Origin of the sequence: Acinetobacter sp. OYA S30, assembly GCF_033599315.1 — a bacterium.
Lineage (GTDB): Bacteria > Pseudomonadota > Gammaproteobacteria > Pseudomonadales > Moraxellaceae > Acinetobacter > Acinetobacter baumannii.
In genome coordinates, this window is record NZ_JAWVAV010000058.1 from 1 (window position 1) to 12,657 (window position 12,657).

Genomic DNA, 12,657 nt, shown 5'->3' on the forward strand with positions numbered 1-12,657 from the left:
AGTATTGCCGGCAGCGTCTGTCACTACAGCTTTATATTGATAAATACCATCAGTTAAATCTTTTTGGGCTATTGTGGTTTCCTGCCAAGTTTTTCCTTCATCGGTGGAAACTAAATATGTTACTCGGCTGCCGCTTTCCTGTCCTTCAAGCTTTAAATTGAAGTTTTTATCTTGCGTGATCTGATCTGTTGCTGAAACACCTGTATCACTCAAGTCAGATAAAGTCAGTTCACCTGCTTGCGGAGCGGTAGTATCCACAACCACTTTTTGTACAGCCGTTTCCGAGGTATTGCCAGCTGCGTCTGTCACTACAGCTTTATAAAAATAAATACCGTCAGCTAAATCTTTTTGATTTAATGTCGTCTCTTGCCAGGTTTTACCTTCATCGGTAGAGATTAAATACGTTACGCTACTTCCCTTTTCCTGTCCGCTGAGTTTTAAATTAAACTTGTTATCATTCGTGATCTGATCTTGTGTTAACTCCCCTGAATCTAAAAGATTTTGGAAAGACAATTTACCTGGTTCCGGAGGTGTTTTATCTTTGGCGTCTTGCTGAGATAATAATGCAACTGTCCCTGCGCCAGCTAAAGCACTAACAACCCAAGACCAGATAGGTACAGAAGATGAAGCATCTATATATTTTGGTATCTCTTTTAATTCTAAATAATTAACAGTGGTCTGTCCTGTAGCATCTTCAGCTAAATTAGCAGTCCAATAAGTCTGCCCTTCATTTAAAAGAATTTGTGGATTTTCACTAATAAAAAAGTTCTCTAAAACAATTTCAGTCCCATCTTTTAGATGAATAACCGCACTATTACCATCTCTTGTTATTGAAGCAATTCTTTCTGGATTAATATCAATTTTTGCGATTACCTTCGGATCTATTACAATATTTTTTGTTTGGCCAACATTAATATCAACTGTATTATTTTTTGAAGCATTATTTGCCATTAATGATACTTGTACCATTTTTCCACCATGAAATTTCAAATAATTATTAAGTTTTTCTAAAATATTAAGACAAATAGAGACTCATTTTAATAAAATATTATTAAAGAACATAAAAAACTAAATCCATATTGTAGCTAGTTAAAAAGCACGGCTTTTTATATAGTCAAAATCTTTTTATGCATTAATATTATTTTTTAAAATGATAAAACATTTAAAATGTTTTCCTATTCCCCATATATAGAATTTTTAGCTTAAGCATTGTAATGGATAAAATTTTATCAATCTACTCATAAGTTAAGTGTCTTATAGAATTTTTATAAATTAAATTAATTGAAAAATCTTTAAATCGTAATTAAACCAATAATGCTGAATTTTTCCTTCATTTGAAATTGTATTAAAGCTATTTGGATTATGATGATATAAACGAGTAGAAGTTGCTGTACCTGCATGTATATCAAAAATAGGATGATCTATTTTTAAAGAATAAATCTGAGTTAAATCATATATAGCTGTTTTATGGAGATGCCCATGTAACATTCCAAATAGACCAGTTGTACTCCACTTTTCTAAAGCGATTTTACCCAGAACCGGACAATCTTTTATTCCATGCTTATTATCAGGGGGCGTATAAAAAGGTTGATGAAAAACAACTAGCTTTATTTTATTTTTAGGTCCCCTGTCTAAACGCTCATAAGTAGCTTGAATTTGTTCAATCGAAATATGCCCACGCGTATGATAACGACGACGTATACTATTCACCCCAACAATATAAAAATGTTCAGTTTCTAAAGTCGGCTCTAATTCACCAAAAAAATATCGATAACGGGTAAATGGAGAAAAAAAACGGTTCCAGACATGATACAAAGGTATATCGTGGTTACCAGGCACCACAAGATAAGGAATATTGAGACTATCTAAATACTGTCGACATTTAAAAAATTGTTCATATTTGGCGCGTTGAGTAATATCGCCGCTCACAACAATCACTTCAGGCTGTTGCTGAATACAAAAATCTCTTATTGCCTCTAAACACTCTTTTTTTTCTGTCCCAAAGTGTAAATCAGACAGATGTAGTAACATTCGGCACCATAATATTTAAAGCATTTTTTTCTACAGTGAAATTTAAAGGAGGTTTCATCTCTATGATTTCTCCATCTAAGGCCACGGTGAGTTTGGTTTTCTTTGCACATTCAACAATGACATGATCAGCACAAAAACTATATACATCTTGTGCATCTTCAACTTTACCTTGAACCCATTGCCAAAGCATATTTAGTAAACTCAGCTTATCACTTTTTGTAATTACAACTCCAGCGACTCTTCCCTGTGCTGCACATTCTGCAATTCTGAGCTTCATATCACATAGTTGCAATTGGTTATTTCCAAAGAAAATAAGCGGCGCTTTAACTGGGTATTTCTTGCCATCTACAGTTATAGAAAGCTTCATTGATTTATTTTCTCTCAATAAAACATCTAAAGCTGAGGTATAGGCATGTAAAGGCAGTCTTCCTAAATATTTATTGTAGAGTTCGCGTTTTTTGATAAAAAGAGGATATAAACCTAAACTGGCATTATTTAGATAAATATGATCATTAATAACTGCTACATGTACTGACCTAGGTTTACCTGTTGCAATAACCTCTGCTGCCTCTAAAAGGTCTAACGGAATCTCTAAAACTTTAGCAACATAATTAAAAGTCCCTAAAGGCAGAATTCCCATGGGAATAGAAGTATTTTTAAGTTTAGTTGCAACCGCATTTAAAGTACCATCTCCTCCTGCCGCAACAACCACTCCTGTATTTTCATTTTGTGAATGTCGATGAATAACATTATTTATCAAATCATCAAATAATGTATTTTCATTTAATTCAAATACTTGTATTTCAAAACCATATTCTGTAAATACAGTCATGAGCTGCTCATAGACGTCTTCATGTTTTGAAGCATGAAATCCTGATTTTTCGTTATAGATGATTGAAAGAGGTTTCAAAGGCCGCATTTTATTATCGTAAAGTCAGTTCTTTATTCTATTTTGTATATAAAATCGCCTATTAAAAGTCTCTTTATGTAAATTTTGAATGAGCTTCATTTGTATAATCAATAATAATTCTCAAAAAAATTTTTCAAGCCTAACTAATTGATTTTAAACAAAATAATTTAGATAAATAACATACATATAACATAAAAATATAAAAGCAAAAACCTTATAAAAACATATAAACATATGATTTTCATTAAAAAATAAAGAAAACTCCAAATATCTGCTAGTTAGTCTTTAGTCTTATTTTTTTTATGATTTTATGCTTTAATACAGCCACTTTTTTATTTGATCTTTCATTGTATCCCAATGAATGACTTGTACGTTGTACATATTTTGAATAGGCCTCACCATGACCACAGTGAACGCACCAGAATTCGTTCGTCATCCTAAGCTTATAGCATGGGTTGAAGAAATTGCAAACTTAACCAAACCAGCAAAAATCGAATGGTGTGACGGAAGCGAAGAAGAGTATCAACGTCTAATCGACTTGATGATCGCTAACGGCACCATGCAGAAATTAAACCAAGAAAAACATCCTGGTTCTTATCTTGCAAATTCTGACCCATCTGACGTTGCGCGTGTTGAAGATCGTACTTACATCTGCTCTCAAAATAAAGAAGATGCTGGTGCGACAAACAACTGGGAAGATCCAGCTGTTATGCGTGAAAAATTAAATGGTTTATTTGAAGGTTCAATGAAAGGCCGTACCATGTACGTTGTTCCTTTCTCTATGGGTCCTTTAGGTAGCCATATTGCTCACATTGGTATCGAGTTAACTGACTCTCCTTATGTAGCTGTTAGCATGCGCAAAATGGCACGTATGGGTAAAGCAGTTTATGACGTATTAGGTACAGATGGCGAGTTTGTTCCTTGTGTACATACAGTAGGTGCTCCACTTGCTGAAGGTCAAAAAGATGTTGCTTGGCCTTGTAACCCAGAGAAATATATCGTTCATTACCCAGAAACTCGCGAAATCTGGTCTTTCGGTTCTGGTTACGGCGGTAACGCGTTACTTGGTAAAAAATGTTTAGCTCTTCGTATCGCTTCTGTCATGGGACGCGAACAAGGTTGGTTAGCTGAACACATGCTTATTCTTGGTGTAACTAACCCTCAAGGTGAAAAACACTACATCGCTGCTGCATTCCCGTCTGCTTGTGGTAAAACAAACTTTGCAATGTTAATTCCACCAGCAGGTTATGAAAGTTGGAAAATCGAAACTGTAGGTGACGATATTGCTTGGATTAAACCAGGTGAAGATGGTCGCTTATATGCGATTAATCCTGAAGCTGGTTTCTTCGGTGTAGCACCTGGTACAAATACCAAAACTAACCCGAACTGTATGGCAACTCTTCACAAAGACGTTATCTATACAAACGTAGCAGTAACTGACGATGGTCAAGTATGGTGGGAAGGTCTTTCTAAAGAAGTTCCAGCAAACTTAACTAACTGGAAAGGTCAACCTCACGTAAACGGCGAAAAAGCAGCACATCCAAATGCTCGTTTCACTGTTGCAGCAGGTCAATGTCCATCTATCGACGCTGATTGGGAAAACCCAGCAGGTGTTCCAATTTCTGCATTCATCTTCGGTGGTCGTCGTGCAGATACAGTACCTTTAGTTTCTGAAGCTTTCGACTGGGTTGACGGTGTATATAAAGCGGCAACTATGGGTTCTGAAACTACTGCTGCTGCTGTTGGTCAACAAGGTATTGTTCGCCGTGACCCATTCGCGATGCTTCCATTTGCTGGCTATAACATGGCTGACTACTTTGACCACTGGTTAAACCTTGGTGCGAAAGTAAGTGAAAAAGCTGAAGCTTCTGGCAACAAATTACCAAAAATCTTCAATGTAAACTGGTTCCGTCGTGATGCTGAAGGCAACTTCGTATGGCCTGGTTTCGGTCAAAACATGCGTGTTCTTGAGTGGATCATTGATCGTTGTGAAGGTCGTGCGAACGCTGTTGAAACACCTATCGGTTTTGTTCCAACATATGAAGACTTGAATTGGGAAGGTACTGAGTTCACTAAAGAACAATTTGACCTCATCACAAATCAAGATAAAGACCAGTGGGTTACTGAAATTGAAAGCCACACTGAGTTATTCAATAAACTTGGCGAACGCTTACCTAAAGCATTAAAAGAACGTCAAGCAGCTTTACTTGAAGCTGTAAAAACTGGCTTCTAATTGCTCTATATAAAAAAGGTCGCCATGTGCGACCTTTTTTATTATGCGGCATCGTCTTTTAATCGACGTTCTGATAAATAGGCTTCTAAAACTTTTACCTGTTTTTCATCAAATGCCAAACCTAATTTAGATCTGCGCCAAAGTATATCTTCTGCTGTGTGAGCCCATTCATATTCACACAAATATCTGACTTCACACTCAAACAAATCATGGCCAAAATGTTGACCCAATTGTTCTATAGCATTTCGCTCTTTAAGCATATTCCACACTCTTGTGCCATATGCATGAGCCCAACGGTTGGCAAGTGCGTCAGAAATTCTACTTACACGTGTTTTAATCTGATTGATTAAATCATCTAGTGTGGTCCAGTTTTCGGCGCCAGGTAATGCTTCATCTGCAGTCCACTCCTCTGCCATGTCATTAAAAAAAGGAGCCAGATGTTCTAAAGCAGCTTCGGCTAACTTTCGGTAAGTTGTAATCTTGCCCCCAAACACTGAGAGCAATGGTGTGGTTTTATCTTCTGCCTGTAGAGCCAAAGTATAGTCGCGTGTAATTGCAGATGGATTATCCGACTCATCATCACATAAAGCACGCACACCCGAGTACTGACTTACAATATCAGCTCGCGTCAACTGCTTTTTAAAATGTGAATTTGTCACTGTCAAAAGGTAATCAATTTCCACATCAGTAATCTCTACTTTTTGTGGATCACCTGTGTATTCCTGATCTGTTGTACCAATGAGGGTATATTTTTCTAAATAAGGAATTGCAAAAACGATCCGTCGATCTTCGTTTTGCATAATAAAGGCCTTATGGCAGTCATATAATTTTGGCACAACAATATGACTTCCTTGTATAAGCCTAATTTGATAAGGCGAACTTAATCCCAGGTTTTCACTAATAATTTCTTCAACCCAAGGTCCCGCCGCATTTACAATAGCTTTCGCACGTATCTGATAAAACTCAGCTCCGCTTTGTAACTCCAGATGCCACAATTCCTGTTGTCTATAAGCCTTAACACAACGTGTACGTGTAACGACTTTTGCCCCTTTCTCTTTAGCTTGTAGTGCATTTAACACCACAAGACGCGCATCATCTACAGTACAGTCAGAATATTCAAAACCACGTGTTATCGCTGGTTTTAAAGGGCTGTCTTCTTTGAAATAAATGAGATTTGATCCTAATAATTTTTCTCTTTTTCCCAAATGATCATAAAAAAATAGACCTGCTCGAATTAGCCATGCAGGGCGTAAATGGGGTCGATGAGGCATGATAAAACGCATTGGTTTAATAATATGTGGCGCTTTAGCTAGCAATACTTCACGCTCTGCTAATGCTTCTCTGACCAGCCTGAATTCTTTATGTTCTAAATAACGTAGGCCGCCATGAATTAATTTGCTGCTAGCAGATGAGGTATGGCTGGCTAAATCATCTTTTTCACATAAAAATACCGATAATCCGCGCCCTGCTGCATCATTGGCAATACCAACACCATTAATACCGCCACCAATTACAGCAATATCATATATTTTTGAATAATCATTAGGTTGTACTTTCATTTCTCATGTTCTTTTTATTGTTGATCTTATAAAAATTAAAACATCAAATTGATGAAACAACAATCAAAAAAGTAGAATAATCAATTTTGCATCCTCTAGTATTTAACTATTCACTGACTACCCTACTATTGAATCAAATAGTTAAGAAACAGCTCAATCCTCTGCCCAACTTTGACTACGCTTAACTGCTTTTAGCCAACCTTGATAAATGAGTTCAGCTTGTTCAGAAGGCATTTTCGGTTCAAAAACCTTTTCTATGGCAGATTTATTTCTTAACTCATGAAGATCTTGCCAAAAACCAGTTGCCAACCCTGCCAGGAAAGCTGCACCCAATGCTGTAGTTTCTTTCATTATTGGACGCTCTACCGGTGTCGTTAAAATATCGGCCTGAAATTGCATCAAGAAATTATTTTCCGTTACTCCTCCATCAACACGGAGTGTACGAAGCTCTTCTTCTGCATCTTGTTGCATGGCGTCTAAAACATCTCGAGTTTGAAAGGCTATAGACTCTAGAGTTGCGCGAATAATATGTTCAATACTAGCCCCACGTGTCAGACCAAAAATTGCGCCGCGTGCTGTCGGGTCCCAATATGGTGCTCCTAATCCGGTAAAAGCAGGTACTACATATACACCATTATTATCCTTTACACGTGTTGCATAAAGCTCGGAATCCTTAGCATTCTTAATAACCTTTAATTCATCGCGTAACCACTGTACGCAAGAACCACCGTTAAATACGGCGCCCTCTAAGGCATAGTTCACCTCACCACTCGCACCACAGGCAATAGTTGTAAGTAATCCATGCTCTGAACGGACAATCTTTTTACCCGTATTCATGAGTAGAAAACAGCCGGTACCGTAGGTATTTTTAGCCTGTCCCGACTCAACACACATTTGACCAAAAAGCGCAGCCTGCTGATCACCCGCGATTCCGGCAATTGGGATCCCTACTTCTTGTCCACTAATGGTATGTGTATACCCATAAACCTCAGATGAACTACGAACCTCCGGCAACATTGCTCTAGGAATGTCTAAAGCTTGTAAAAGCTTTTCATCCCACTCAAGCTTTTCGATATCAAACAGCATGGTTCGAGATGCATTGGTAAAATCAGTGACATGGACGGCCCCATTAGTTAGTTTCCAAATGAGCCAAGTGTCCACCGTACCGAATAATAACTCTCCCCGCTCAGCACGCTCACGGCTGCCTTCAACATGATCCAAAATCCATTTAATTTTTGTGGCCGAGAAATATGGATCAATGACTAAACCGGTGGTCTTACGGATATATTCTTGCCAACCTGCTTTATACAATTGATTGCATATTTCCGTTGTTTGTCGGCTTTGCCAAACAATCGCATTGTAAATAGGCCTTCCTGTTTTTTTGTCCCAGACAATAGTGGTTTCCCGTTGGTTTGTAATTCCAATTGCCGCAACTTGTTCACTCTTTATGCCAGCTTGAGCCAATGCTTCGACCCATACAGCACTTTGAGTTGCCCAAATTTCCATAGGATCATGCTCAACCCAACCTGGCTGAGGGTAAATCTGGGTAAATTCTCTTTGAGCAATACTGACAACGTTCGCATCATGATCTAAAACAATTGCTCTTGAGCTTGTTGTTCCCTGATCAAAAGCGACAATATATTTTTTCGGGCAATTTGACATCTGAATGTCCCTTTCATTTTCCACACACATCTAGCCCACAATGCAAAAACATCATGCCTAACTGTATTTATTTAAAATTTTCTTTGGAATATATCATTATTTTTAAGTGGCATAGGGTTTCTTCGTCCAAACATTACCCATTCTTTATCAATTTTTTACTGCATGGAAAAAAGTAATAAGAAAAATATTGAAATTAGAAGATAAAAATATGCTGATCGGCTAATTTGAAATCACATAAATATTCAACTTATTCCTTTGCTTAAATAATAAACATTGTTTTACAGACATAAAAAAAATAAAGTGAAATACTCCTGTAGATAATATGTAAAAACGGAATAAATCTTCTCTTTTTTAGCATTCAACCCAAGCGAAACATGGAGCGAATCATGGTTGATCAACCTTCTACCGCAACAACTCCACACTCTAATTTAGATACAAAAACCCGTCTAAAATCAATTTTGGGCGGTTCTGCCGGTAACCTTGTCGAATGGTACGACTGGTATGTATATGCCGCATTTACGCTCTATTTTGCTCATGCATTTTTCCCAAAAGGAAGTCAAACCGCTCAACTTCTTCAAGCTGCAGCTATTTTTGCAGTGGGTTTCCTTATGCGTCCCATTGGCGCATGGATTATGGGGATCTATTCTGACCGTAAAGGACGTAAAGCGGGCCTTACGCTTTCCGTTACTTTAATGTGTATCGGTTCGCTACTGATTGCAGTTACACCTTCCTACGAAAGTATTGGCGTATTTGCTCCATTGCTTTTGGTTATTGCACGTTTAATTCAAGGCTTAAGTGTAGGCGGTGAATATGGCGCAAGTGCAACGTATTTAAGTGAAATGGCAGAAAAAGATCGTCGTGGTTTTTTCTCAAGCTTCCAATATGTCACTTTAATTGCAGGACAGCTTACAGCTTTATGCGTACTACTCATCTTGCAAATGATACTCACCGAAGAACAACTGCATGACTGGGGATGGCGTGTTCCGTTTTTCATCGGAGCCCTTTTAGCTATTGTAGTGTTCCGTATTCGTCGTGGCTTATTGGAAACTCAATCCTTTAAAAACGCTCAAGCAGAAACAGATCAGCCGAAATCAGGAATGTTTGCTTTATTTAAACATTATCCTAAAGAGGCCTTCACTGTATTATTCCTAACTGCTGGCGGTACTTTAGCTTTTTATACTTACACCACCTATTTACAGAAATATTTAGTGAATACTTCTGGTTTTACCAAGCCTGAGGCTACTCAAATTACCACTTTAGCCTTATTCATCTTTATGTGCTTACAGCCATTGGCAGGTGCCTTATCAGATCGGATTGGCCGTAAACCGCTTATGATCGCCTTCGGGGTCACAGGTGTTTTATTCACTTATATTTTGTTTGATACACTTGCAAACACGCATAACTACTGGACTGCTTTCTGGCTATGTTTAGGTGGACTGGTTATGGTAACCGGCTACACATCAATTAATGCTGTAGTGAAAGCTGAACTTTTCCCTGCACATATTCGAGCTTTAGGTGTCGCATTACCTTATGCAATTGCGAATACTTTATTTGGTGGTACAGCCGAGTTTTTTGCATTAAGTTTTAAAGAAGCCGGGCACGAATCTTGGTTCTTTATTTACGTCAGTATCATGATTTTCATTTCATTGCTGATTTATATCTTCATGAAAGACACCAAGCATCATTCAAAAATTAAAGAACATTAAAATCCTTCAATTAGAGCTAATATCATAAGTGAATGTTAGCTCTAACTTAGTGAATAAGCTCCAACAACGTTTCTATTTTATGAGATACTTCATATAAGAAAATAAGGACGATACTGATGAATAAAAGTATTCTATGTTTGGCATTAAGTAGTATGTTCATTTTAACTGCATGTCAGACTACGCCTCGACAATATAATGGTTCAACTGGCTACCAGATTGAAAACCAAACAAAAACTTCAGCGACTTTAGCTTACACTTTAGCTGGTCGTAGTAACCAGCAACTTGATGAGCGTAAATTGCAACGTGCTTGTCAAAATGTGTTAGGTGCTCAGAAAGTTTATAAATTATCAATTTTAAGCATCAATGAAATTCCTAATCCAGCTAAAGATGAGCATTACGGAATTCAACTAGGTGAAACCCGCGCTTCTTTTGGCTTATCAAATACACCTAGCTTAAATAATGGTGAAGATTATGCGACACGCCAAGCACTTGAAGCACGTCCAAGTACATTAAAAGTCGTTCGTTATACTTGTTCATAATATAAAAAAAGACGCTGTTCTCTTACAGCGTCTTATAAAAACTTACATTTCTAAATTCTTTCGCCTCATCCAGATCTGGCCAAGTTGTTGCACTTCTTTCTTCAATTTTTTCATATTTTGGATGACTAAAATTTTTAACACGGCTATCTGCTACCCATACTTCAGGTGCAAATTTTAAAAATTCGTCTAAGAAAAAGCGATTACATTGGTCATATAACACATCGGCAGCAAGTAAAACATCGACTTGTTCAGCCTTATATAAATCATCCAAATATTCGAGTTCTACATCATTAAGTAAAGCATTTTCACGGCAAGCATTTAAACTGACCTGATCAATATCACAGCAGATTACGCGTTTTGCTCCTGCCATTTTTGCAGCAATTGCCACTACACCAGAACCTGCTCCGAAATCTAACACCACTTTATCTTTAACATGGTGCGGCTCTGCAAGTATCCACTGAGCCATCGCCAAGCCTGATGCCCAACAGAAAATCCAATACGGCGTGTCATTCCAAATACGGCGAATAACTTCGTCATCCAATCGATCAGTTGGAAAAACAGGTGGAATCAACCATAAAGAAATTGGAGTTTCTGGCAACTGTTGTGCCATTAATTCACAATGAGGAATGACTTCATGTAAGGCTTGAAGTAAATGTTCAGGGGCTTTGGACAGTTGAAAGGTGCAGCTCATAAATAAGCTCAACAATTTATAATTACTATTTGATCATCTGCATAACGAGCAAGACTAAAACAGTAGCTTAAAGCATGATAGTGGCTAGTTACTAAAAATACGTTAGTTCAATTCCACTGCTTTAATTAGTGCAACCGTTTTGGTCTTGCGTAGCATTCGCTACTCATCCCGAAAGAAAAGTAACATACGAGCTCCTAACATTTTCGTTAAACGGTAGGATGCTGCCGTGAATAAACTAAATTAACCTAAAGCTTTTTCAGCAGCTTCTACAGTTTGACGAATCAAAGTTGTAATGGTCATTGGACCAACACCACCTGGTACTGGTGTATAAGCAGAAGCAATTTCTTCAATACCTTGTAATTGAATATCGCCTACACCGCCGCCATCACGTGGATGGAAACCAGCGTCTACAACAACTGCACCTTGTTTAATCCAATCTTTTTGAATAAGTTCAGCTTTACCTACAGCACCAACAATAATGTCAGCTTGTTTCACAAGCTCAGGTAAGTTTTGTGTACGCGAATGACAAATCGTTACTGTCGCATTTGCTTGTAACAACATCATTGCCATTGGTTTACCTAAAATTGCTGAACGACCAACTACAACCGCGTGTTTGCCAGCAATTTCGATATTGTTTTCTTTAAGAATCGTCATAATGCCAGCAGGAGTCGCTGAACCATATGCAGCTTCACCCATTGCCATACGGCCAAAACCAAGGCAAGTTACGCCATCTACATCTTTTGCTAAAGAGATCGCATCAAAACATGCGCGCTCATCAATTTGTGCAGGAACTGGATGCTGTAAAAGAATACCGTGAACATCTGGATTGGCATTAAGCTTTTCAATTTCAGCTAATAATTGTTCTGTTGTGGTTTCTTGTGGTAATTCGATTTTTAATGAATCCATACCTACTCGGCGGCAGGCATTCCCTTTCATACGTACATAAGTTGCAGAAGCACCATCATCCCCAACCAAAATAGTCGCTAAAATTGGGGTACGACCTGTTTTCGCTTTTAAAGCTTCAACACGTACCAACAAATTTTCTTCAATTTGCTTTGCTAATGCACGACCGTCTAAAACCAATGCCACAGCACATCTCCAAGGTAGACATGAATTTAATGTGCCAATAATACATGATAATTTCGACAATTTTATTCTAGATGTTGTTTTTATGTGCATCTTCGCTCAAAACAGTATTGTTTTTTTTGTAAAGGTTGCTAATATGTGCATCACCAAATGCAGGCGGGGTGGCAGAGTGGTCATGCAGCGGACTGCAACTCCGTGGACGCCGGTTCGATTCCGACCTCCGCCTCCAAATTTGGTAAA

General features: G+C 37.9%; 10 protein-coding genes and 1 tRNA gene. 4 read left to right on the forward strand and 7 right to left on the reverse strand.

Annotated elements, in window-relative coordinates; translation table 11 throughout:
* The 3 genes from R5R67_RS17730 to R5R67_RS17740 form a co-directional block, all read right to left on the reverse strand.
* The coding region (locus R5R67_RS17730) for an Ig-like domain-containing protein (RefSeq protein WP_318755051.1) at positions 1 to 969 on the reverse strand (969 nt) is incomplete at its 3' end.
* A 303-nt stretch (positions 970 to 1,272) separates the two neighbouring features.
* On the reverse strand, positions 1,273 to 2,031 hold the full coding sequence (locus R5R67_RS17735; RefSeq protein ID WP_000924309.1) for a metallophosphoesterase family protein: 759 nt from the start codon (positions 2,029 to 2,031) through the stop codon (positions 1,273 to 1,275).
* Positions 2,012 to 2,950 (reverse strand): diacylglycerol/lipid kinase family protein, encoded by a 939-nt coding sequence (locus R5R67_RS17740; protein ID WP_001247651.1) that lies wholly within the window; start codon positions 2,948 to 2,950, stop codon positions 2,012 to 2,014. The genes R5R67_RS17735 and R5R67_RS17740 overlap by 20 nt, the downstream gene beginning before the upstream one ends.
* Before the next feature lie 391 nt (positions 2,951 to 3,341).
* Between R5R67_RS17740 and R5R67_RS17745 the strand changes: the two genes are divergently transcribed.
* The gene (locus tag R5R67_RS17745) at positions 3,342 to 5,174 is read left to right on the forward strand and encodes a phosphoenolpyruvate carboxykinase (GTP) (protein ID WP_289392749.1); all 1,833 of its coding nucleotides are present in this window, start codon (positions 3,342 to 3,344) and stop codon (positions 5,172 to 5,174) included.
* A gap of 41 nt (positions 5,175 to 5,215) precedes the next feature.
* Here R5R67_RS17745 and glpD read toward each other — a convergent pair whose 3' ends face one another.
* The gene (glpD, locus tag R5R67_RS17750) at positions 5,216 to 6,733 is read right to left on the reverse strand and encodes a glycerol-3-phosphate dehydrogenase (RefSeq protein WP_000868047.1); all 1,518 of its coding nucleotides are present in this window, start codon (positions 6,731 to 6,733) and stop codon (positions 5,216 to 5,218) included.
* Between the two features lie 153 nt (positions 6,734 to 6,886).
* Positions 6,887 to 8,395: a glycerol kinase GlpK gene (glpK, locus tag R5R67_RS17755; protein ID WP_000063782.1), complete on the reverse strand. Its 1,509-nt coding sequence runs from the start codon at positions 8,393 to 8,395 to the stop codon at positions 6,887 to 6,889.
* A 374-nt stretch (positions 8,396 to 8,769) separates the two neighbouring features.
* Between glpK and R5R67_RS17760 the strand changes: the two genes are divergently transcribed.
* Positions 8,770 to 10,101: an MFS transporter gene (locus R5R67_RS17760; RefSeq protein ID WP_001984607.1), complete on the forward strand. Its 1,332-nt coding sequence runs from the start codon at positions 8,770 to 8,772 to the stop codon at positions 10,099 to 10,101.
* 116 nt (positions 10,102 to 10,217) lie between these two features.
* Positions 10,218 to 10,640, forward strand: coding sequence for a hypothetical protein (locus R5R67_RS17765; RefSeq protein WP_001043188.1), 423 nt, complete (start codon positions 10,218 to 10,220; stop codon positions 10,638 to 10,640).
* A gap of 22 nt (positions 10,641 to 10,662) precedes the next feature.
* Here R5R67_RS17765 and R5R67_RS17770 read toward each other — a convergent pair whose 3' ends face one another.
* Both R5R67_RS17770 and folD read right to left on the reverse strand, forming a co-directional pair.
* The gene (locus R5R67_RS17770; protein ID WP_001278008.1) at positions 10,663 to 11,331 is read right to left on the reverse strand and encodes a class I SAM-dependent methyltransferase; all 669 of its coding nucleotides are present in this window, start codon (positions 11,329 to 11,331) and stop codon (positions 10,663 to 10,665) included.
* A gap of 240 nt (positions 11,332 to 11,571) precedes the next feature.
* The gene (gene folD, locus R5R67_RS17775) at positions 11,572 to 12,420 is read right to left on the reverse strand and encodes a bifunctional methylenetetrahydrofolate dehydrogenase/methenyltetrahydrofolate cyclohydrolase FolD (RefSeq protein ID WP_001229846.1); all 849 of its coding nucleotides are present in this window, start codon (positions 12,418 to 12,420) and stop codon (positions 11,572 to 11,574) included.
* A 152-nt stretch (positions 12,421 to 12,572) separates the two neighbouring features.
* Between folD and R5R67_RS17780 the strand changes: the two genes are divergently transcribed.
* Positions 12,573 to 12,646, forward strand: a tRNA-Cys gene (locus R5R67_RS17780).
* Positions 12,647 to 12,657 lie beyond the last annotated feature (11 nt).